Genomic DNA, 25,086 nt, shown 5'->3' with positions numbered 1-25,086 from the left:
TTATGAGAAAAAATAGAGCAGAAAATAGTCCCTAAGAAATTTTATATATTTGTTAGGGGAATAACATGAACAGAATTTACCGAGTCATCTGGAGCAAGACACACAATACATGGGTTGCGGTATCGGAACTGGCAAAAAGCAATGCAGGGCATCGCACAACAGTCAAACAAAATAGCCTAAGTGAAACTGGTCACTATAGTGACCTAAGCAAAAACAAGGTTTTTGCTCCAGCAAGCTTTGTATTCAAGAATTTATGTTTAAGTATCGCATTGCTTTCAGGGGCGATGTTCACAGGTACAGCATGGGCAGGCGATGTCTGTGATGGCAGTCAGGCAAATGATGGACAAACTGTAAATAGCACCGCAGCAGGTTTAAATGCTTTTGCCTGTGGTCGCAATAATGAAGCATCAGGTGACGAAAGCAGTGCATTGGGTAATGCTAACATTGCACGGACTGCAAAAAGTAGTGCGATGGGTTATGACAATCAGGCAACAGGTTTGGAAAGTAATGCCTTTGGACGTTCTAACAGAGCTACGGGCAATTTTTCCAATGCTGTCGGTTATAGCAATACTGCATCAGGTGCAGAAAGCAGTGCTTTGGGCTTAACCAATACTGCAAGTGGAACGAATAGTAGTGCGGTGGGTTATCGTAATACTGCAAGTGGAACAAACAGCAATGCGGTGGGCTATCGCAATACCGCAGGCAATTTATTTGCCAATTCAATAGGTTCAGGGGTTGAAAAAAATGCCATCGGTCGTGATGGAATTGGTTTAATTACTTCAATTGATGGCATTGCGGTAACAACAACCGTGTCTAATCTACAAGACCTTACTGCCGATAAAATTACCTCGATTAATGGTAACTCCTTGGTTACACAAAATGAAAAAAATGCGTTTATTCAGGCAGTTTGGGCGGGAAAAAACACAGCGTATGGTATTGCCTCGAATGCCATTGGACAGGGCAATACCGCATCAGGCAATTTAAGTAATGCGATTGGGCAGGGTAATCGGGCATCGGGTGGGATGCGTGCCAATGCTATTGGTCATAATAATGAAGCGACAAATAATGATACCAATGCCATCGGTTCATCCAATACAGCGGCTGCATTTCAAAGTAATGCTATGGGTTCAAGTAATAATGCAGGTGGAATCGGTAACAATGCGATAGGTCATGCCAACAAAACGCTGAGCAGTTATACTACTGCGGTCGGTTATAGCAATGAGGCGACAGCCACTGAAAGTAGTGCCTTTGGTTTGGAAAATGAAGCATCAGGTTTATACAGTAATGTGTTTGGTGCTCGTAGTATTGCATCGGCAGAAAACAGCAGCGTATTTGGACGCAACAGCAAAGCCAGCCATGCAGGTGCAACTGCATTGGGTTATAACTCCGAAACCGACCGAGCCAATAGTATTTCCGTAGGTAAAGCAGGGGCGGAAAAACAGATTACCAACGTCAAAGCAGGTACAGCCGATACCGATGCAGTCAATAAAAAACAACTGGATGACCAGCGTACTGCTTTAACCGCATTGATTAGCAGTTCGGGCGGTGGTGCAAGCAATCCACAAGTCAAATCCAGTGGTACAACCGAAGCGAGTATAGACGCAACAGCAAACAAAGCCGTAGCGATTGGCGATAATGCCAGCGTTGGGGAAAATGCCCACGAATCTATTGCCATTGGTAGTGGTACACAAGCCAACGGTGAAAAATCCATTAGCATTGGAACGGGCAATATTGTCAATGGCAACCGTTCAGGGGCGATTGGCGACCCGAATACGGTCAATGGCAATGATAGCTATGCTTTTGGTAATAACAATACCATTGGTGATGCCCCGACAGGAACAAATGGCAATCAAACTTTTGTTTTGGGCAATAATGTCGCAACGACCGCCAATAATGCGGTGATTCTCGGCAATGATTCCGCATCGACACGAGATAATACCGTTTCAGTCGGTGCAGTAAACAAAGAGCGGCAAATTATCAACGTGGCAGCAGGCACAGCCGACACCGATGCCGTCAATAAAAAACAACTGACCGATGCCATTGCAGCTATTCCAAGCAGTGGCACAACCACAACCGATAACTACGCCCACAGTAATAAAATGACTGCTTTGGGTTCAGGTGGTGGCGGACATAAAATTGACGGTGCAGGCAGTATGGTTGTTGGCGTGGGTGGGATTCAAGTCACATCCAATGCTCCATTGGTCAGTGCAATTACCTCATTTTTTGTCGATGGGGTCGAAATTACCGACCCTGACCAAGTGGCAGCCTTTAAAGCGGCAGCCGCAAAAGGCGGCAACCTTGCAGTAGCGAATCTCAGCAGTGCAATAGGTGTGACCAATGCCGCTTCGGGAACAGAAAGTAGTGCCATAGGCTTTAACAATGTGACCACTGCCAAACAAAGCAATGCGATAGGTTCTAAAAATACTGCATTAGGCGACTCAAGTAGTGCCGTAGGCTATGACAATACCGCTGCAACTGACAGAAGTAGTGCAGTGGGCTATCAAAACCAAGCCATAGGTAATGACAGCAATGCCTTTGGACGTTCTAACCAAGCCACAGGCAATTATTCCAATGCGTTGGGTTATAGCAATGCCGCATCAGGGGCGGAAAGTAGTGCCTTGGGTTTAACCAATCTTGCAAGCGGTGCAAACAGTAGCTCAGTCGGTTATCGCAACCAAGCCACAGGTACAAACAGCAGTGCAGTCGGTCATCAAAACACCGCATCAGGCAAAAACAGCAGCACAGTCGGTTACCGTAACACTGCGACTAAAACGTCCAGCAATGCCATTGGTTCACGCAACCAAGCCACAGGCTTACTCTCCAATGCGATGGGTTCAGGCATAGACAATACCGTTTTAACCACCAATGGCAACGGAGAAATCACCTCGATTGACGGCATTCCGATTGTTACCACAGCGAAAACGATTGCAGAACTGGCGTATAACAACATCCAATCTATTGATGGTGATACCACGCTGACCAACAGCCAAAGAAATAACTTTGTGACGGCGGTAAAACAAGGCTTAAATATCGCATCAGGTACAGGGGCGAATGCCATTGGTTCTGGCAATAAAGCATTAGGGACGTTTAATACTGCCGTGGGTTATGCCAATACCGCACAGGGACAAACCAGCAATGCGGTCGGTTTTAATAACTTTGCAACGGGCAATGAAAGCAACGCCTTTGGACGTACCAACGAAGCATCAGGTAATTTTTCCAATGCAATCGGTTATAGCAACATTGCATCGGGTGCGGAAAGCAGTGCTTTTGGTTTAACCAACATTGCAAGCGGAACAAATAGCGTTGCCTTTGGTTATCGTAATGAAGCATCAGCAAAAAACAGCAGTGTATTTGGTAGCAACAGCAAAGCTACGCATGAGGGTTCAACCGCTATTGGTACGAACTCCGAAACTGACCGAATCAACAGCATTTCAGTCGGTAAAAAAGACGCAGAAAAACAGATTACCAATGTTAAGGCAGGCACAGCCGATACCGATGCCACCAATTTAGGTCAGGTCAAAAGTTTAATTTCCGCCAATAGCAGCAGCACGCCAAACAACAATTACAGCCACAACGCCAACAATACTGTATTAGGTTCGGGTGCAGGTGTGCCGATTTTAACACAGACGATGAAAGACGATGGCACAGTCTTAACCGAAGTTTCAGGCATTCAGCTTACAGCAACAGGCAAAACCATAGATTCGATTACAGGCTTCTTTGTGAATGGTACAGAAATTACCGACCCTGAAAAAGTTGCTGCCTTTAAAAATGCCTTACAACAAGGCGGTAATATTAGTACAGGCGAAATGAGTAACATTTTGGGGCTTGCCAATGTTGCAACAGGGACTCTCAATAATGTGATAGGTATGGGAAATACCACCACAGGACAAAATAGCACTGCGATTGGGATGCAAAATACCGTACTGGATGGCGGAATGGCAATGGGGTCGGTAAATAAAGCATCTGATGGTGGTACAGCGATTGGTTTTGGCAATGAGTCATCAGGCTCAGGCAGTGCTAGCTTTGGTTCAGGGAATAAAGCATCTAGCACTGGTACAGCCGTTGGTGTTGGCAATGAATCATCAGGCTCAGGCAGTGCTAGTTTTGGTATGGGGAATAAAGCATCTAGTGCTGGTACAGCCGTTGGTGTTGGCAATGAATCATCAGGTTCAGGTAGTAGTAGCTTGGGTATGGCGAATAAAGCATCTGATGGTGGTACAGCCGTTGGTGTTGGCAATGAATCATCAGGCTCAGGTAGTAGTAGCTTGGGTATGACGAATAAAGCATCTGATGGTGGTACAGCTATTGGTGTTGGCAATGAATCATCAGGTTTAGGTGGTAGTAGCTTGGGTATGATGAATAAAGCATCCGATGGTGGTACAGCGATTGGTGTTAGCAATGAATCATCAGGCTCAGGTAGTAGTAGCTTGGGTATGGCAAATAAAGTATCTAATGGTGGTACAGCCGTTGGTATGGGGAATGAATCATCAGGCTCAGGTAGTAGCTTTGGTATGGTGAATAAAGCATATGATGGTGGTACAGCCGTAGGTTTTGGCAATACCTCATCAGGACAAGGTAGTAGTAGCTTTGGTATGGCAAATAAAGTATCTAATGGTGGTACAGCTATTGGTGTTAGCAATGAATCATCAGGCTCAGGTAGTAGTAGCTTTGGTATGGCAAATACTGCATCTGATAAAGGTACAGCCATTGGTATGGCAAATGAATCATCAGGGCAAGGTAGTGCTAGCTTTGGTTCAGGGAATAAAGCATATGAGGGTGGTACAGCCGTAGGTTTTGGCAATACCTCATCAGGACAAGGTAGTAGTAGCTTTGGTATGGCAAATACTGTTTCTGGAATGGGAAGTAGTGCAGTTGGGGCAATGAATAGCGTTACTGCTGATTCTAGCAAAGGTGAAATGAGCAGTGCCTTTGGTGTTCATAATACCGTGTCAGGTGGTGCGACAGCCGTGGGAATGAATAATGAAGTTTCAGGTAGTAGCAGTGCAGGCATGACCATTATAGCAAACAATGCCTTTGGTTCATCTAACAAAGTTTCAGGCGATATGAGTAATGCTTTTGGTACGATGAATACAACTTCAGGTGATATGAACAATGCCGTTGGTACAATGAATAAAACTTCAGGCAGTGCAAGTACCGCAGTTGGTTTATACAATACAACCACAGATGCCAGTAGTGCTTTTGGTTTACTCAATACTATTACAGAGGCAACCAGTAACGCAGTCGGGATGAGTAATAATATATCAGGCAGTGGCAGTAACGCTTTTGGTATAGCAAATACTGTGTCAGGTACAGCAAGTAATGCCTTTGGTACAGGAAATGACACCTCTGGTATGGTAAGCAATGCCGTAGGGACAAGCAACCAAGCCAGTAAAACCCGAAGCAATGCGGTCGGAACACGCAACCAAGCCACAGGCACATTGTCCAATGCCATTGGTTCAGGATTGGACAATAGCAATATTGCTCATGACGAAAATACAGGCGTAATTATCGCAATAGATGGTATTGCCGTCACCACCACCGCCACAACCCTTGACCAACTCAACCCAACAAACCTCACAGCGATTGACGGCATCGACAACCCAACGGCTGACCAAAAAACCGCTTTCCTAAATGCGATTAATAATATCCATGCAGGTAACAATACCGCTTCGGGTATCGCAGCAACCGCCGTGGGCTATGCCAATAACGCAGCAGGCAATCTTAGCCTTGCCGTGGGCGTGGACAATACGACAACCAGCAATTTTAGCAGTGCAGTCGGCTATAACAACACCGCATCAGGCAACGAAGCCCAAGCCTTTGGACGCTCCAACACCGCAAAAGGTGACTTTTCTAATGCTGTGGGTTATAGCAACAACGCAGCAGGGGCGGAAAGCAGTGCCTTTGGTCTGACCAATACCGCAAGCGGAACAAACAGCAGTGCCTTTGGTTATCGCAACACCGCATCGGCAAAAAATAGTAGCGTGTTTGGTAGTAACAGCAAAGCCACGTATGAGGGTTCAACCGCAATCGGCAATAACTCTGAAACCGACCGCGCGAACAGTATTTCCGTGGGTAAAGCAGGCGCAGCGAAACAAATTACCAATGTCGCAGATGGCACACAAGCCACCGATGCAGTCAATTACAACCAACTACTCACCGCCATTGCTGGCGTAAGTGGTGGCGGTACAGGCACAAGTAGCCATTATTACAGCGTCAAATCAACCAATACCGATATATACAGTAACTATGTTGGTGACGGTGCATCAGGTAACGATGCAGTGGCAATCGGGGTCAGAACCCGAGCCACAGGCAACAAAAGCACCGCCATTGGCTCAAACAGTAACGCATTAGGACAATCTGCAACGGCAATCGGTAGCGCATCTTCACCCAACGGACGCACCCCAACCCTCACCAAAGGCACAAATGACTGGATTAACAGCATTGATGGCGTGACTGTGGTCAGCAAAGCAGGCGATTGGGAAAGCCTAAAACTCGACCCAACCTTGCTAGAGTCGGTCAATGGCTACGTGTTAAATGCCGAACAAAAACATGCCTATATCAATAGCGTGCAGTATGGCGGAAATGCCGCTTTAGGGCTTTCCAGTAACGCCATGGGTAGCCAAAACACCGCAGCAGGCAACTATGCCAGTGCCATTGGTACATACAACACCGCATCACAAAACTTTGCGACCGCAGTCGGCTATGGCAATACCGCATCAGGCGCAGAAAGCAGTGCATTGGGGCTGACGAATGAGGCTTCGGGCGACTATAGCAATGCAATGGGTTCACGTAACACCGCATCGGGTCAATATGGCAATGCCGTTGGTTATAGCAACCAAGCAACAGGTGCGGAAAGCAGTGCCGTAGGTCTGACCAATACTGCATCGGGTGATTACAGCAGTGCAATGGGACACCGTAACACCGCATCAGGACTACGCAGCAGTGCAGTTGGTTATAGTAACCAAGCCACAGGCAAAGAAAGTAATGCCTTTGGACGTTCTAACCAAGCGACAGGCGATTTTTCCAATGCAATCGGTTATAGCAATACCGCATCGGGTGCGGAAAGCAGCGCATTGGGTCTAACCAATACTGCAAGTGGGGCAAACAGTAGTGCAGTTGGCTATCGTGGTACGGCATCAGGTACAAACAGCACAACCGCAGGCTATCGCAACACCGCAACAAAAGCGTCCAGTAATGCAGTCGGTTCACGCAACCAAGCCACAGGCACACTGTCCAATGCAGTCGGTTCAGGCGTGGATAAAACCGTACTCACCAAAGACCCTGCAACAGGCGTGATTACCGCCATTGATGGCATTGCCATTACCACCACTGCCAAAAGCGTTGCCGAACTTACCATTGGCAATATTACCGCCATTGATGGTAATACCAACCCAACGTTAGCACAAAAGAATGCCTTTATTCTTGCGGCACAAGCAGGGGCAAATGTGGCATCAGGACTCACCGCCAATGCAGTCGGTACAAGCAATAACGCATCAGGTGATATGAGTAGTGCCGTTGGCTTTGGTAATACCGCATCAGGCAGCTCAAGCAGTGCCATTGGTTTTAGAAACCAAGCGACAGGACTGGAAAGCAACGCCGTTGGACGCTCGAATGACGCATCAGGCGACTTCTCCAATGCCGTGGGGTATAGCAATACCGCATCAGGTGCGGAAAGCTCCGCCTTTGGTCTAACCAATACCGCAAGCGGCGATAATAGCAGTGTATTTGGTTATCGCAGTGAAGCATCGGCAACCAACAGTAGCGTCTTTGGTAGCAACAGCACCGCAGCCTTTGCTGGCTCAACCGCCATTGGTCATAATTCCGCAACTGACCGAGAGAACAGCATTTCAGTCGGTAAAGCAGGTGCAGAAAAACAGATTACTTTTGTAGGTGCAGGTACAGCCAACACCGATGCAGTCAATCTCTCCCAGTTACAGGCGGTGGTGAGTGCCTTTGGTGGCGGTGCAAGCTATGCTGGCGGTAGCTGGAAAGCCCCAAGCTATACCATTCAAACCAATATCTACAACAATGTCGGTTCAGCCTTTGAAGCGGTTGATACCAAACTCACCGATCTTGATAACCGTGTGGCAAATATCGAAGCCAATGGAAGTGGTACAGGTGGCGGTACGGGCGTAAAAGGAGATAAAGGCGATAGTGCCTATCAAATTGCCGTCAATAATGGCTTTACAGGCTCAGAAGAAGCTTGGCTGGAGTCGTTAAAAGGAGAAACTGGCACAGCAGGTAAAGACGGCATCAATGGCACAAACGGCATTGATGGTAAAGATGGCAAAGACGGAAAAGATGGCATTAATGGTACAAATGGCATTGATGGTAAGGACGGAAAAGACGGCATCAATGGCAAAGACGGTCTAAATGGAGCTGATGGCAAGGATGGAAAAGATGGCATCAATGGCAAAGACGGTCTAAATGGAGCTGATGGTAAGGACGGCAAAGATGGTATCAACGGCACAAATGGCGTTGATGGCAAGGATGGAAAAGATGGCATCAATGGTACAAACGGTATTGATGGTAAAGATGGCATCAATGGTACAAATGGTATTGATGGCAAAGACGGCATCAATGGTAAGGATGGTCGTGATGGCGTAGATGGTGCTAAAGGCGACAAGGGAGATACTGGTGCAGCAGGCAAAGACGGTAAAGATGGCATCAACGGTACAAATGGTATTGATGGTAAGGATGGTCGTGATGGCGTAGACGGTGCTAAAGGTGACAAGGGAGACACTGGCGCAGCAGGTAAAGACGGAAAAGACGGTATCAATGGTACAAATGGCGTTGATGGTAAGGATGGAAAAGATGGCATCAATGGCACAAACGGCATTGATGGTAAAGACGGTAAAGATGGTGCAAAAGGTGAAACTGGAGCAGCAGGCAAGGATGGTAAAGACGGTCTAAATGGCGTTGATGGTAAGGACGGAAAAGATGGTATTAACGGTACAAATGGCGTAGATGGCAAGGACGGTAAAGATGGCATCAACGGTACAAATGGTAAGGATGGTCGTGATGGCGTAGACGGAGCTAAAGGTGACAAGGGAGACACTGGCGTAGCAGGTAAAGATGGCATTAACGGCAAGGACGGTCGTGATGGCGTAGATGGTGCTAAAGGCGATAAGGGTGAAACTGGAGCAGCAGGCAAGGACGGCAAAGATGGCATCAACGGCAAAGACGGTACAAATGGTATTGATGGTAAGGATGGCAAAGACGGCATCAATGGCAAGGATGGTCGTGATGGTGTAGACGGTGCTAAAGGTGACAAGGGTGACACTGGTGCAGCAGGCAAAGACGGTAAAGATGGCATCAACGGTACAAATGGTATTGATGGTAAGGATGGTCGTGATGGCGTAGACGGTGCTAAAGGTGACAAGGGAGACACTGGCGCAGCAGGTAAAGACGGCATCAACGGTAAAGACGGTCTAAACGGTGCTGATGGTAAGGATGGAAAAGACGGCATCAATGGCAAGGATGGTCGTGATGGCGTAGACGGAGCTAAAGGTGATAAGGGAGATACTGGTGCAGCAGGCAAAGATGGCATTAACGGCAAGGACGGTCGTGATGGCGTAGATGGTGCTAAAGGCGATAAGGGTGAAACTGGAGCAGCAGGCAAGGACGGCAAAGATGGCATCAATGGTACAAACGGTATTGATGGCAAGGACGGAAAAGATGGTATCAACGGCAAGGATGGTCGTGATGGTGTAGACGGTGCTAAAGGTGACAAGGGAGATACTGGTGCAGCAGGCAAGGATGGAAAAGATGGCATCAACGGTAAAGATGGTCTAAATGGTGCTGATGGTAAGGATGGAAAAGATGGTATCAATGGAAAAGACGGTCTAAACGGAGCTGATGGTAAGGATGGAAAAGACGGCATCAATGGCAAAGACGGTATCAACGGTACAAATGGCATTGATGGTAAGGACGGAAAAGATGGCATCAACGGTAAAGATGGTCTAAATGGTACTGACGGAAAAGATGGTGCAAAAGGTGAAACTGGAGCAGCAGGCAAGGATGGTATCAATGGCAAGGATGGTATCAATGGTACAAACGGCATTGATGGCAAGGACGGAAAAGATGGTATCAATGGCAAGGATGGAAAAGACGGCATCAACGGCAAGGATGGTCGTGATGGCGTAGACGGTGCTAAAGGTGACAAGGGAGACACTGGCGCAGCAGGTAAAGACGGCATCAACGGTAAAGACGGTCTAAACGGTGCTGATGGTAAGGATGGAAAAGACGGCATCAATGGCAAGGATGGTCGTGATGGCGTAGACGGAGCTAAAGGTGATAAGGGAGATACTGGTGCAGCAGGCAAAGATGGCATTAACGGCAAGGACGGTCGTGATGGCGTAGATGGTGCTAAAGGCGATAAGGGTGAAACTGGAGCAGCAGGCAAGGACGGCAAAGATGGCATCAATGGTACAAACGGTATTGATGGCAAGGACGGAAAAGATGGTATCAACGGCAAGGATGGTCGTGATGGTGTAGATGGTGCTAAAGGTGACAAGGGAGACACTGGAGCAGCAGGCAAAGACGGTAAAGATGGTATCAACGGAAAAGACGGTCTAAATGGCGTTGATGGAAAAGATGGTGCAAAAGGAGAAACTGGAGCAGCAGGTAAAGATGGCATCAATGGTAAAGATGGAAAAGACGGTATCAACGGTACAAATGGCATTGATGGTAAGGATGGTAAAGATGGTCTAAACGGTGTTGATGGTAAGGATGGTGCTAAAGGCGACAAGGGAGATACTGGTGCAGCAGGTCTGGACGGTACTCAAGGCGAACAAGGACAAAGTGCATTTGATATTGCGGTCAGTAAAGGCTTTAAGGGTACAGAGCTTGAATGGCTACTCAGCTTGAAAGGAAACAAAGGTGATAAGGGCGATACAGGTCGCAGTACCTTTGATATTGCCGTCGAAAATGGTTTTACAGGTACAGAGCAGGACTGGCTCAAAACACAAACCAATCCTTATGTTGATGTAAATACAGATCATATCGATAGCACTGATGCAAAAGCCACAGGAAATGGAGCGATTGCGATAGGCAGTGGAGCAGTTGCCAATGGTCAGCACAATACAGTGATTGGTACGGGGGCATCTGCTCAGGGTGAATCCAACACTGTTGTAGGTAAACAAAATACCGTGGAGGGCAATCGTTCGGGCGCATTTGGTGATCCAAACACCGTAAAAGCCGATGACAGTTATGCGATTGGAAATGACAATACCATCAAAGGTGATGCTACCTTTGTGGTCGGAAACAATGTCGATACTTCGGCTAAAAATGCGGTCATCCTCGGTAATGACTCAGCTTCGAATCGGGATAATACCGTTTCGGTTGGTGCAACCAATAAAGAACGTCAAATCATCCATGTTGCTGCGGGCACTGCGGACACTGATGCAGTGAATGTTAAGCAAATGAAAGATGCTGATAGTAAAGTATTAAGTGATGCCAAAACTTATACCAATGAACGAGAAACTCTGATTCGGGAAGATTTTGCCAAAGCGGATGACAAAGTTTTAGCTAATGCCAAAACTTATACCAATGACCGTGAAACAGTCATTCGTCAGGACTTTGCCAAAGCGGATGAAAAAGTTTTGAGTGATGCAAAAACCTATACCAATGATCGTGAAGTGGTGATACGTGAGGACTTTGCCAAAGCCGATGACAAAGTTTTAGCAGATGCCAAGACCTATACTAATGAGCGGGAAGCGGTCATTCGTCAGGACTATACAACAGCCGATGCCAAGGTATTGAATGATGCTAAAACCTATAGTGATGCTGGAAATAAAGCGACACTGGAAAGTGCAAAACAATATACCGATGCTCGAGTCAATGATTTAGAACGTAGTTTTGCTAAATCAGAACAGTCTATGAATGCGGGTATTGCAAGTGCATTGGCGGTGGGTAATTTACCACAACCAACAGCAGCAGGAAAAAGTATGCTCTCTATCGGCACATCGACCCATAATGGTGAACAGGCGGTTGCAATTGGTATTTCAGGAGTGACACCTGATAACAAATACGTCTTTAAAGGTGGGGTATCAAGCAATACGCAGAATGATGTCAGCGGTACTATAGCTGTAGGGATACAGTGGTAATGGCATCATTCAAAATGGCAAAAACTGTTTAATCAATAAATACCGCAATATGTCCAAATAGACATATTGCGGTATTTTTTTTTAACGGGATGGGTATTGTTGATACGCTACTACTAGAATTTTGCTTTTGGTGCAGGCTGTAATGCAGCAGGGGACTTCTTAAAATCAGTAATGGCTTTTTGAATGGCAACGATTTTACCCTGAGCCGCTCTCTCACCTTCTAAAATCGCTTCATTACTTGACTTCAGGTCAAGCACACCAAGATGACCAACTTTAGGTTGAATCACGACGTTTGCCTGATTCAGTTCCTCATTAATACTTTGCTGTCCCATAATATTAATGGTCTGGTCGAGCAATCCCCACATACTCAATGGTTTGTCACCCGTTGGGCGGGCTGAAATATCCACCGCAATCACAATATCAGCACCCATATCCTTTGCCGTTTTTACTGGAATTGGGCTGACCAGACCGCCATCGACATATTTGGTATTGCCAATCACAGTGGGTACAAAAACGTTCGGAATACTACAGGATGCACGCACTGCCTGACCTGCATTGCCCTTAATAAATTCAGCCTTTTTGCCATTGTCTAAACGGGTTGCAACCGCAGCAAAACGGATTGGGAATTTTTCAATCGGTTTATTGCCCACCTGAGCATTGACATAGTTCTGTAGTTTCTGACCTAAAATAATGCCCTGACTGTTGAGGGTTAAATCACGCAGATCAGACTCTTGCAGCTTTAGGGCAAGGTTTTGCATTTGATAAGGTGTTTGACCACTGGCATAGATACTGCCCACAAAGCTGCCTGCACTGGTGCCTGTGACGATCTTGGCCTTGATCCCATGAGATTCCAGTACCTTGATCACGCCAATATGAGCAAAGCCCTTGGCACCACCACCACCTAAAGCCAGCGCGATCACAGGTTCACGGGCCTTGATTGCTGTTGTGGGAGGTGTTTTTTTTGCAGTCTGATCACAACCAAATAAAGCCAGGCTAACTAATGCCAGGCAAGACAGTCGAGCAATTTTCATATTAAATGCAGATAAAGTGTACAAAAAGATGGGCACATCAGAGCAGATTTGCCCTTAATTTTCTAGTATTTTTTCACAAGTTTTTGTAAGGGTTCAGCCAGCCAGTGTGGATTCTTTGGTGAGAAATGGCCCTCATAGCATTTCATAATTTTTTCAAGGTCTTGCTGGTAGTGTCCTGTCGTGGTGAACGCGCCCAGACTATAAATGGTCTTATGGTCATAATCGAAAGAAAACATCACAATCGGTACGCCAGCGGCATGGGCAATATGATAAAAGCCACTTTTCATTTTCTCGGCTTTTTTACGGGTGCCTTCTGGCGCCATCCCCACCCAGATTTTGTCATATTTCTGGATAGTGGTTACCACCTGTTCGGTCAATCCATGTGCGCTGTCCCGATGCACTGGAATCAGACCAGCCCAGTTTAAAAAAGGCGCGAAAGGCGGTTTAAATAAAGTGTCCTTACCTAGCACCGTCACCTTTAAACCCAGACCCCCAATTGCAAGAAACCCATACCAGCCATCAATATTTGAGGTGTGTGGTGAAATAATTGCCACCGCTTTGGGGAGGTTAGGAATCTCTCCAACCACTTTCCATCCCTGACCAATGAAAAGTTTTCTGCACAATGCACGACTATACGCTGTGCCACGTTGCGGAACTAGCGGCGGTAAATCTGGAAAATCTTGTGGCATAAGCGAAGATAGATCAAGAACAACTCCTATCATCTTAAATCCTCATGACAGTGCCCGCATTGGCAAAAAATAAGATTTTATTGCCATGACACTGAAAGGATTAGATACTCTGGGCTTCGCCATAGCTTGCCAAGGGAAACTGAAAAAGTGCCTAATCTCAGACAGATTTACATTTTATTGTTTTCCCTATATTGGGCACAGGGACTTCCCGTTGGCTTTATGACCCATGCCTTGCCCGTGATTTTAAGGGCGCAGGGGGTATCTCTGGCACATATTGGCGGCTTTGGGTTGTTGATGCTGCCGTGGTCAATCAAGATTTTTTGGGCGGCCTATGTGGATCGTTATGCCTTGTCACGTCTGGGACATTATCGTAGCTGGATTGTCCCCACCCAATTATGTAGCGTGGTCATTCTAGTCATTTTGTCTTTTTTTCCCATTCAGTCTCTGGACCAACCCAGTTATTTGATCATTTTTTTTGTGCTATTGCTGCTGATCAATCTTACTGGAGCAACTCAAGATATTGCCACAGATGGTCTGGCTGTGAACCTGCTTAAAAGTGATCAGCAACATTGGGGCAATACCTTTCAGGTGATCGGTTCCCGTCTGGGTTTCATTGTCGGTGGTGGAGCGGTACTCTGGTGTCTGGACTGGCTACATTGGCAGGCAACATTTCTTGTGTTGGCAGTACTGGTTTTCCTGAACACCTTACCTGTTTTATTTTATAGGGAACCGCTTCATTCAAGGCCAAGCGTTGATGATCCAGAGGTTGCTCCCTCATTCATACAGGCCATCAGGAATTACCTGAATTATTTTAGCTCATCCAAAGTGCTTAAAAGCTGGTTAATGGTCTTGATCAGCTTCAAGGTCGCCGATGGTTTGGCAGGGCCGTTATTAAAGCCGCTTATGGTGGATATGGGATTGAGCTTCACCCAAATTGGCGTGTTTATCACCATGTTTGGTGCCATTGCTGCGCTGATCGGGGCGGCTTGTGCAGGTATGCTGCTGAAATATTTTTCTCGGGTACGCTGCCTGATCATATTTTCCCTGTTGAAAATTCTGAGTCTGGCCGCTTACGCCGTTGTTGCGTATGCATATGACCAGCAGGTTCAGGTTGCGCCGTTATGGCTATATGCCGTGAACGCATTTGAAGACGCCTGTTCCGCGATGCTGTTGGTGGTGATGTTGACCTTGGTTATGCAATATAGCCGTAAGCAATTTGCTGGAACAGACTTTACCTTTCAGGTGTCAGTCATGGCGACAGTGAGTGGTTTGCTGTATCTGATCAGTGGAATCGTAGGGGATGTATTCGGATATTACCGTTATTTGGCCATGATTTGTGGGGTTGCCATTTTGTGTTTATGGCCAATATTCCTTTGGAAAAATAATGCAAGGTGAAAATATATTTTTATTACAATTTTTTTCTAAAATGTCCTATGGTTGAAATAGGTTTTATGTGCTGAAGCCATGTTTTATATGGAAAATTGAAGTGTTTTATAAAAAATAGTTGTTTTATGAATAAAGGTATTTTTGTTGAAATGGAAAATAAATTTATTTTTTTAATTGATTGATAGTTAAAATAATAATCTGGGTGATAGGATAAGAAAAAGTGAGTTAAACGATGCTGGGGAAGTGTCTAAAAATTAAACTTTAGTCGAAAATGGAATAAATTAATAAGATTTTAATCGTTTTGTCATATAAAGTTAATGTGTAGGATTTGTTACAAATTTAGCTAGGACGTACACAATGAAAATCAAAATTGTAACAGCAGCAGTGCTTAGTTTACTTGCAACCACAACCTTTGCAGCACCAACCATTTATGGTGAGATTGATGCCAGTGTTGACTATTTACCAGAAAAAAATGCCAATACAGACAATAGGGATGTATGGGAAGTCAGCTCTAACAGTTCATTTATTGGTGTTAAGGGTGATGAAAAACTTACAGACCGTTTAAGTGCCGTTTATGCCATTGAATGGGGTTTCAGCGCAGATGGTGACAGCACAGACTGGTCACAGCGTAACCGTTTTGTCGGTTTGAAAGATGCCCAGTTGGGTACAGTGAAAATTGGTGTACATGATACGCCATTGAAGCAACTTTCTAGTGTCGTTGATACTTTTAACAACTATGTTGCCAACAAGGCCGACATTGGTGGAATCTTTGGTGGTGAAACACGTGTTAGCAACGTCGTTGTTTATGAATCACCAGCAGTAAAAGTTCCTGTACTGGACGGAGCCATTAAAGTAAGTGGCCTATTGGCAACAGGCGAAGCAACAGGAATTGATACCAGTAAATCAGGTGTTGTTAAAACAGCAGGCCGTGGTTTAGGTGATGCATGGTCAGCGTCAGCAAGCTTTGAAAGTCCGTTATTGGTTGCTGGTGTTGCTTATGATAAAGCCATTCCAAGCCCATTCTTGGGAAGAGGTTTCTTAAATGCCTCTGATAAAGCAATTCCTACTTCTGGTACTACAACGACTGCACCAACTGTAACAGCAGCAGCCAATACTTTACGTGTGATTGGCCGTATCAACCCAGTGAATGGTTTGGCACTTAAAGCGTTGTTCCAGACTTCAGAAGTTGAAAAAGCAACTGGAAACACAGCGGGAGCCGATACAATTGATGATGCAAAAGGTTGGTTGGTGGGGGCAGAATATACCATTCCACAGGCAAAAAACTGGACAGTAAAAGGTCAATATAGCCAGAACACCACCAGCTTTAAACCAGCAGGTGTTGAAGACTTTGAAGCCAGACAGATCATTGGTGGCGTGGACTATGCATTTAACAAGCAGGTGAAAACTTATGGCTATGCAGGTTACCTAACGCTTGAACAGGCCAGTAAAAAGGATAAACAACCTGTTGCTGGTTTAGGTCTGGAATTTAAGTTCTAAGAATTAATATCATTATTATTTTAACAAAAAGACGATCACTTGATCGTCTTTTTCTATTTAAGTCATTTTTAAGTTTGTATTTTTATATTAAAAAGGAAGCAGGATATTTATGTTTAGACTGTAATGATGACATTTTTTCAAAATTTAAAGATAAAACCCATTTCTTTAATTGCATTTAATCTATTGTTGGCAATTTGGTTAGGTGTATTTTTAAATATTGCCTTTTTTGAAAAAATACACACGCTGACACCATATAATGGTGTAAAGGCAGGATTATTTGTTGTCGCTTCAATCATTATTGTGGTTGCCGCCTATAACTTTATTTTCCAGCTTTTTAACTGGAAATGGACAGCAAAACCTCTGGCGATTGCATTGGTATTTATTGGCGGTTTTGCCGCTTATGCAGTGAATACACTAGGCGTACTCATTACATCTGACCAAATCCAGAACTTGATGCAGACTGATATTGCGGAAGCGCGTGATACCTGGTCATGGCATTTGGTGACATGGACTTTGGGAATGACGGTACTGCCGATTATTGTGATTCTCATGATAAAAATCAAACCTGAACCCATCATTCGTCAGCTATTGCATAAGCTAATCGCTTTAGTTGTCTCCTTGGCGATGGTGTTAGGGCTATTATTTGTTTTCTATGTTGATTTTGCTGCAATCTTTCGTGAAAACCGTGACCTGAAAGGCATGATTTCGCCGCAGAACATGATTGCTTCCTTTGCGTCATATTATAAGAAGAAAGCGCCTAAAGAGAATTTACCACTGGTCGTGTATGGTGAAGATGCGGTGATGCAAAAGGCACAGGCTACCTCTTTACCGAAACTGATGGTTCTGGTCGTAGGTGAGACAGCACGTGCTGAAAACTTCTCTTTAAATGGTTATGGTAAAAATACCAACCCAAGACTGGCACAGCAGGATATTTTAAACTTTTCACAGGTTAGTTCATGCGGTACAGCAACTGCGGTTTCGGTTCCGTGTATGTTTTCAGGTATGCCCCGTAAACAATATGAGGAGCGTCTGGCTAGCCATCGTGAGGGATTACTGGATATTGCCCAGCGGGCGGGTTATCAGGTGACGTGGATTGATAATAATTCAGGCTGTAAAGGCACCTGTGACCGTGTCAATCAATTCAAGATTCCTGAACCCATCCAGCAGAAATGGTGCAAGGACAAGGAATGTTTTGACGATATTCTGATTGATAGCTTTAAGGCCTATTTAGCCACAATTCCTCAAGATGACAATCGTCCACGTTTGATTGTGCTGCATCAAATGGGCAGTCACGGGCCAGCCTACTATAAACGTGTTCCTGCACAATTCAAGGTGTTCAAGCCGACCTGTGACACCAACGCCATTCAGGGCTGTAGCAGAGATGCATTGCTGAACAGTTATGACAATACCTTGCTATATACCGATTATGTTTTGGACACCCTGATTGAAACATTAAAAAATACAACGAAATATCAAACCGCTTTGTGGTATTTATCTGATCATGGAGAGTCCACAGGTGAAAGCGGTATGTATTTGCATGGTGCGCCTTATGCGATTGCACCAACGCAACAGACTCATATCCCGATGTTGATGTGGTTCTCCACTGTCTGGCAACATCAGGCAAAACAACAGATCAAATGTTTGGCACAGCAGGGCAGGCAGGAGTTGAGTCAGGATAACCTGTTCCCGACCATGCTGAGCCTGCTTGATGTGAAAAGCAAAGTGATCGACCCGAATAACGATATGCTGGCAGCATGTCCCTAATCCATAAGGTGTGATGAAGTCATGACCAAAATCTTGATGATCGAAGATGATTTTATGATTGCAGAGTCAACAATGACCCTGCTGCGCTATCATCAGTTTGAAGTGGAGGGGGTCAATAATGGGGTCGATGGCTTGGCATTGCTGACCAAACAGCCTTTTGACCTGGTCCTGCTGGATTTGGGCCTGCCGCTGATGGATGGCATGCAGATCCTCAGACAGATTCGCCAGCGTACCGCCATCCCTGTGCTGATTATTTCGGCACGGGACCAGTTGCAGAATCGGGTCGATGGCCTGAATCAGGGTGCGGATGATTATCTGGTCAAGCCTTATGAGTTTGATGAATTGCTGGCCCGTATCAATGCACTATTGCGCCGTGGAAATGCAGAAACTGCCTTATTGAAAAACCAGTCACAGCTACTTAAAAGTGGTGAGTTGACGCTGGATGTGGAACAGCATTTGGCGACTTTTAAAGGGCAGCAAATTGAATTGTCCAACCGTGAATGGGCCATCCTGATTCCAATGGTTACGCATCCCAATAAAATCTTCTCCAAGGCTAATCTTGAAGACAAGCTGTATGACTTTGATAGTGAGGTCACCAGCAATACCATTGAGGTCTATGTGCATCACCTGCGTGCCAAGCTTGGCAAGGACTTTATTCGGACCATTCGTGGGCTAGGCTACAGACTGGGACAACCCTGATTATTTATGAAAAAAATGAAGCAATATTCACTGAAAAAAAGACTGATTTGGGGAACATCTGTCTTTAGTCTTCTGCTTGGATGCTTGCTGATTTTTACCGCCTATAAAATTGCCCTGCATGAGGTCAATGAAATTCTGGATACCCAGATGCAGTATATGGCTGAACGTTCCGCCGTTGAACCGATCATAAAGATTGCCAGCAAAATAGAACTGCACCGAAGTTACCATGAAGAGGATTTACTGGTTGATATTTGGGCATATAAAGATCAAAGCCACCTTTGGCACCAAACCCATTTACTGGTTCCCCCTGTAAAACAGGCGGGTTTTTATACCCAAAATACTGTGCAGGGTACTTGGCGAGTCTATGTGTTTCCCTTAAAGGATTATCAAATTCAGATTAGCCAGCAGGAAAAGGTACGTCAAAGCTTTGCCTGGGAACTGGCGGGAAGCATGTTTATTCCCTATGTGCTGTTGCTGCCGTTCGCGATCATCGTACTGGCCTTTATTATCAGTTTAAGCCTAAAACCGTTGGAAGATTTTAAAGCTGAGCTGACCCAGCGTGGCTCTGAGGGACTGGCACCGATTGATAGTGAGGAATATCCGCAGGAACTGATTCCAACCATTGAGGAAATGAACCGTTTATTTGAACGTATCCAGCACGCACAGACCGAACAGAAACAGTTTATTGCCGATGCGGCACACGAACTCAGAACGCCTGTCACCGCCTTGAACCTGCAAACCAAGATTCTGATTAGCCAGTTTCCTGAACATGAGGCTTTGCAAAACCTCAGCAAGGGACTGGCGCGTATTCAGCACTTGGTAACACAGTTGCTGGCCTTGGCAAAACAGGATGTTGGATTAAGCCTGATTGAACCCAATACCAGATTTTGCCTGAATGATGTGGCACTGAACTGTGTGGAGCAACTGGTTAATCTCGCCATGCAAAAGGAAATTGATCTGGGCTTTGAACGTAATGACCTGATCGAAATGCAAAGCCTAGAGCCAACCGTTCATTCGATTATCTTTAACCTGATTGACAATGCGATCAAGTACACCCCGAATCAGGGCATCATCAATATCTCTGTATATGATGATACCGATGGCTTTGCCTATGTACAGATTGATGACAGTGGGCAGGGCATTGATCCAGACCAATACGACAAGGTGCTAAAACGTTTTTACCGTGTACACCATCATCTGGAAGTGGGCAGTGGCCTTGGACTTTCAATTGTGGATAAGGCCACACAGCGTTTGGGCGGCACACTCACTTTATCAAGAAGTATTGATTTAGGCGGTTTATCCGTGCTGGTAAAACTTCCTAAAAAACTGGAGCATCATGCATAGAGAAAACTATGCTGATGCCTTTTCAGCGTGTTCTTTAAGGTCGCGCAGAAACAACACACATTTCTGAATGCGTTTTCCATCATTACCGACCTTGCTTACATTGAAATTAAGTACCCAGCTCAGGCGTTTTCCAACCTTGGCAATGTCCTTATAGACTTGCGGCTCAGCAAGCAGGGCTTTGTAGAGGATGAGGCTGGCATTGTTTAATTGCTCAAATTCAAAATGATAGGCCGTTGAGAAAATAAACAGCAACCAGTCACGTACAAAACAGTCATGCAGGCTGAGTACATCACGTGGATCAGTTTCAAAGTCAATAAAGCTAAACTGATTCTGCTCATCGACTAGAATATTACGTGCAAAGGCTTCGCTTAAATACCCACCTTTCTGATGTATGCTTTGAATGGACTGAATCGCCTGGGTAAATAGTAGAAATTGTGCATCAGGATTTTCCTTGCGGCGGGCAAGTGCCTGATCCAGTTGCTGAGTCTGGCTTTGATGCTGTATTCCAATGTCCTGTAATAAAATGCCTTTTTCCGAAACTGCCAACACATTTGGCGTGGAAACCCCTAATTCCCTGAGTTGCTGAATCCGCTTGAATTCACACTGAATTGCGATTGATCCCCCTCGGTTGGGAACAGGCATGATTGCACCGAGGTTGAATATTTTTGCCAGCCATTTCAGGGGGGTGTAGAGCCATAAACCATGACGCTCGGAAGCCTTTTTAAGCCAGACCTTGCCGATGTTGAGTTGGTAGGCCTCAATCGAATTCTGTTGTGTGGTTAAAGACGATTCTAAAAAAGTTTGAAAGTCAGACATAGGCCAGCAAAAAACATCCTGATGTTTATAAACACTTACTTGTAGTAGGTGTTCACTTTACCACATCAAGCTGCGCTTGCGGTACGGAATTACGGTCGGGGAGCGATACGTGGTATTTTTCAGTGACCGCATAGAGAACAAAGTTAATGGTTAGGCAAATCCAGCCTGTCCAGAGATTATGGCTGAGAAAGTGTGCACCCCGCATCATCTGTGCCCAACCCATCGCAAAACCCAGTGTTAAACCAGCAAATAAATAAAACCATGCACGGTTTCTTTCACGCAAACGGTAGGTAAAGTAGCCAGTGATCAATGCAAAGCCTGTGCTGGCATGGCCGCCTGGAAAACAATGCCCAGCAGTGGCGGAGAAATTCCAAACAAAGCCCGTTGCGGTTTGTTGTGTCATAGCCCAAGGGCAGGCATGGGCTGAATGGGCTTTTATTAAACCAATCGTACAGGTACACAGCATACTGACCCAGAACATATAGCCATATTGCCAACGGTTGACCTTGAGTTTCTCCACCTTGAATGAGGCACACCAGAGCACAAAAAAGCTGATGTAGACCAATGTGAGGATTTTCTTCACATAGGTATGATTCAGGGTCGCCAAGTACCAGTCGCCCTTTGATGCGAACAGACCTGCACTGTTGACCCATGGTTGAATGAGATATAAATCAATCTGTCCAGCGACTGGAAATACAAAAATCAATACCAACCCGCTGAGAATGAGTAGGCAACTGTTCCATAAGAGAAAAGGGGATTTCATTAACATAATGAATAAATGATACTGGCGCAGATTTGACTGAGATTTAAAATGATGGAACTTAATATGAAATTAACTGAACCTTAAACAGAAATTAAATTTATTTGAATGATAATTTTTATTATTATAATAAAATTGTTGTTTGTATTATAAGGTAATACAAATTTATAAAATAAATGTGGGGCGAGCTAATATATTTAAAATGTATATTTGAAATAAAAATAAATAACCTGAGTTCGATATAAAATCCTTGATGAAATATAATGCCCGAAAAAGTCATCCGCGATAGCTGTGCAAGATGGTTGCCCTTGCAGAGCTTCGCTCCTCATGCCGAATGAGAAACAACGTTTCGCAAAGGGGGCTAGACTGGGCACACCAAAGCGTTTAAAGCTTTGGTGCATTGCAAGAAGTAGTAGCTGATTCTGAAATTGAATGAGAACTTGGCAAGACTCCACCACGATATTTTTTCAGAAAGTTAGACCAATATTTAAGTCAAACTCAGGCTGATTCATTCTTTGTATGCGCCAGAATCAAATCATTCGCAGGAAATAATCCAGCAGGCTATCTTGTCTTTCTGCCCAATTCATTCTTAAAAGCTCAAGAACAGAACCATCAACAATAAATAAAAATATCGTTGCATCCTCAACCGTCACAGTATTTTTCATCTTTAACAGTAAAGACCGAATTTGTCTGATTAACCATTTTCTATATCCGACAGCAATTCGATAGGCCTTGGGATATAACTTTTCAAGCTCAAAAATAGCCTTAAACAACAAATGATACGGGCCATTTAAATCGACATGGAGCAGATAAATTTTCCTCAACTGATCAAGCACATTTGAATGATGGCAACAGGCCCTGATTCTCCTGATTTTTTCTTTTAGCGTATCTTTTTGAAAAATAAGGCACAGCTCTATAAGTTTTTCTTTGGACTGAAAATAACGATAAAATGTTGCCTTCGCTATATTGGTTTCACTAATAATCCGATCCACACCCACCTGCTGAAATCCATACAAGTTAAAAAGATTTCTTGAGTAATCAAGCACTGATAGTGCCCTTGAGGAAATTTCTAAATTTGGCATAAACACACCACTAAACATAAGTTTTTTTGTTGTATATGCATGAGATCAGAATGCCACCGCCTTTTTAGGAACAGCAAAAAATAGGCATGACTCCGCCACACAAGAATGTGCCTTGGCTCATCTCGGATGCTTTATTGTTGATATGATTTTTTAGTCAGTCTGATCTAAAGTTCGCAGAACTTATAGACGATCAAACAGCATTAAAAGTCTGCTGGAATGTATGGGAATAAAGGCTTTGGCAATGATTGCCGATGAAAAAGAAATGGTGCGCATAGTAAACCCCTGTTAAAATAGAAGTTCTACCAAACCATTGTCTGATTATGGTGGCAGAACGAAAGAGGGTTGACAGACTGGTTTAGACTCCAGCACACCCGAAGGTGTCCCTCTCCCGTCCTACCGCTACGGGAGGGAACGAGGAGCTTACACACAAAACTATTCCTCAGAAAGAATAGTTCTGATGTGGTCTAAAAACGGTCTGTCAAAACCGTCTGACCATGAGGGTCAGCACACAAAGCATAGTCCGCAGGGTTTGGCATGTCAATATTCTATAGAGACAGGTGATCAAACAGTGTGAATGAATTGTTGGGAAAGATTTAAAATTAAGTTGAATTCAGGTTTAAATATATTTTTTATAGTTAAAATCATTCCCTTGTAGTGAGGTCTGCACATACAAGGGAAATTTCAGGAATACTCACTAATCATCAAACCACATCAGAACATGGATTCTTCAGAATTTGCCGAAATTTTGTGAATGGAAAGGTCTGCACCGCGATATTCATCTTCCTGAGAAAGACGGATACCCAAAGTCGCCTTTAAGATGCCATACACGACAAAACCACCAATCAGCGCAATGATAATACCTAAGCCTGTACCAATGATTTGGGAAATGATGGACACGCCACCCAAACCGCCTAAAGCCTGCTGACCAAAGATACCCGCAGCGATACCACCAACAGCGCCGCAGACACCGTGTAAAGGCCACACACCCAGTACATCATCCACCTTGAGCTTGTTTTGTGTATAAGTAAACAGGTAAACAAACAGGGCACCCGCAACGCCGCCAATGAATAATGCACCAATAGGATGCACAATATCGGAGCCTGCACAGATTGCGACCAAACCTGCCAATGGACCATTGTGTAGGAAACCAGGGTCATTTTTACCCATAAAGTTTGCAGCCAATGTACCGCCAACCATTGCCATCAGTGAGTTGATTGCCACCAAGCCAGAGATGGCCTCCACACGTTGAGCACTCATCACGTTAAAGCCAAACCAGCCCACAATCAAAATCCATGAGCCTAAGGCAAGGAATGGAATGGATGATGGTGGATGCGCACTGACACGACCATCATTCTTATAGCGACCATTTCGAGCACCCAGCAAGATCACCGCCGCCAATGCAATCCATCCACCCATGGCATGCACAACTACTGAACCTGCAAAGTCATGGAACCCAGCACCAAAGGTTTTTTCCAGCCAACCCTGCAAGCCATAATTGCCATTCCAGATCATACCCTCAAAGAATGGATAGATCAGTGCGACCAGAATCAGCGTGGCAATGGCTTGGGAGCGCATTTTGGCACGCTCAGCAATACCACCAGAGATAATCGCTGGAATGGCGGCGGCGAAGGTGAGCAGGAAGAAACAGCGCATCAGGTTGTAGCCATGATCGGCAGCCAAGGTAGTGCCTGCATGGAAAAAGTTCTGTCCGTATGCAATCCAGTAGCCTACAAAGAAATAGGCAATTGCTGAAATGGCAAAATCAGTTAAGATTTTGCTGAGCGCATTGACCTGGTTTTTATGGCGTACTGTACCCAGTTCCAAAAATGCAAAGCCAGCATGCATTGCCAATACCAGTACTGCACCGAGCAGTAAGAAAAATAGATCTACGTTTTGCATAGTGGTGCTCAA

General features: G+C 45.0%; 12 protein-coding genes. 6 read left to right on the top strand and 6 right to left on the bottom strand.

Features of this window, described 5'->3' with window-relative positions:
• Positions 1-65 precede the first annotated feature (65 nt).
• Positions 66-12,107 (top strand): ESPR-type extended signal peptide-containing protein, encoded by a 12,042-nt coding sequence (locus tag QLH32_RS07020; RefSeq protein WP_283268845.1) that lies wholly within the window; start codon positions 66-68, stop codon positions 12,105-12,107.
• Between the two features lie 113 nt (positions 12,108-12,220).
• On the opposite strand, the gene QLH32_RS07015 is transcribed toward QLH32_RS07020, so the two are convergent.
• A complete protein-coding gene (locus QLH32_RS07015) occupies positions 12,221-13,138 on the bottom strand; it encodes a patatin-like phospholipase family protein (RefSeq protein WP_283268844.1) in 918 nt (305 codons plus the stop codon).
• A gap of 62 nt (positions 13,139-13,200) precedes the next feature.
• On the bottom strand, positions 13,201-13,827 hold the full coding sequence (locus tag QLH32_RS07010) for a 1-acyl-sn-glycerol-3-phosphate acyltransferase (RefSeq protein WP_283269302.1): 627 nt from the start codon (positions 13,825-13,827) through the stop codon (positions 13,201-13,203).
• Positions 13,828-13,974: 147 nt separating this feature from the next.
• Here QLH32_RS07010 and QLH32_RS07005 point away from each other — a divergent pair, with 147 nt between their 5' ends.
• The 5 genes from QLH32_RS07005 (at position 13,975) to QLH32_RS06985 (ending at position 20,517) form a co-directional block, all read left to right on the top strand.
• A complete protein-coding gene (locus tag QLH32_RS07005) occupies positions 13,975-15,222 on the top strand; it encodes an MFS transporter (protein WP_283268843.1) in 1,248 nt (415 codons plus the stop codon).
• A gap of 348 nt (positions 15,223-15,570) precedes the next feature.
• A complete protein-coding gene (locus tag QLH32_RS07000) occupies positions 15,571-16,710 on the top strand; it encodes a porin (protein WP_283268841.1) in 1,140 nt (379 codons plus the stop codon).
• A gap of 123 nt (positions 16,711-16,833) precedes the next feature.
• Positions 16,834-18,474: a phosphoethanolamine transferase gene (locus tag QLH32_RS06995; protein WP_283268840.1), complete on the top strand. Its 1,641-nt coding sequence runs from the start codon at positions 16,834-16,836 to the stop codon at positions 18,472-18,474.
• Positions 18,475-18,495: 21 nt separating this feature from the next.
• A complete protein-coding gene (locus tag QLH32_RS06990) occupies positions 18,496-19,173 on the top strand; it encodes a response regulator transcription factor (protein ID WP_283268839.1) in 678 nt (225 codons plus the stop codon).
• Positions 19,174-19,179: 6 nt separating this feature from the next.
• Positions 19,180-20,517 (top strand): ATP-binding protein, encoded by a 1,338-nt coding sequence (locus QLH32_RS06985; protein WP_283268838.1) that lies wholly within the window; start codon positions 19,180-19,182, stop codon positions 20,515-20,517.
• A 6-nt stretch (positions 20,518-20,523) separates the two neighbouring features.
• On the opposite strand, the gene QLH32_RS06980 is transcribed toward QLH32_RS06985, so the two are convergent.
• The 4 genes from QLH32_RS06980 to QLH32_RS06965 all read right to left on the bottom strand — a co-directional run bounded on the left by QLH32_RS06980 (position 20,524) and on the right by QLH32_RS06965 (position 25,074).
• Positions 20,524-21,333, bottom strand: coding sequence for a lipopolysaccharide kinase InaA family protein (locus QLH32_RS06980; protein WP_283268836.1), 810 nt, complete (start codon positions 21,331-21,333; stop codon positions 20,524-20,526).
• Positions 21,334-21,385: 52 nt separating this feature from the next.
• Positions 21,386-22,102, bottom strand: a complete 717-nt coding sequence (locus QLH32_RS06975) for a phosphatase PAP2 family protein (RefSeq protein ID WP_283268835.1) — start codon at positions 22,100-22,102, stop codon at positions 21,386-21,388.
• Between the two features lie 521 nt (positions 22,103-22,623).
• On the bottom strand, positions 22,624-23,175 hold the full coding sequence (locus QLH32_RS06970) for a TetR/AcrR family transcriptional regulator (RefSeq protein WP_267982209.1): 552 nt from the start codon (positions 23,173-23,175) through the stop codon (positions 22,624-22,626).
• Positions 23,176-23,886: 711 nt separating this feature from the next.
• Positions 23,887-25,074: an ammonium transporter gene (locus QLH32_RS06965; RefSeq protein WP_279959397.1), complete on the bottom strand. Its 1,188-nt coding sequence runs from the start codon at positions 25,072-25,074 to the stop codon at positions 23,887-23,889.
• Positions 25,075-25,086 lie beyond the last annotated feature (12 nt).

Origin of the sequence: Acinetobacter corruptisaponis (assembly GCF_030053775.1) — a bacterium.
GTDB lineage: Bacteria > Pseudomonadota > Gammaproteobacteria > Pseudomonadales > Moraxellaceae > Acinetobacter > Acinetobacter corruptisaponis.
This window is presented reverse-complemented; position numbering and strand designations above follow the sequence as displayed.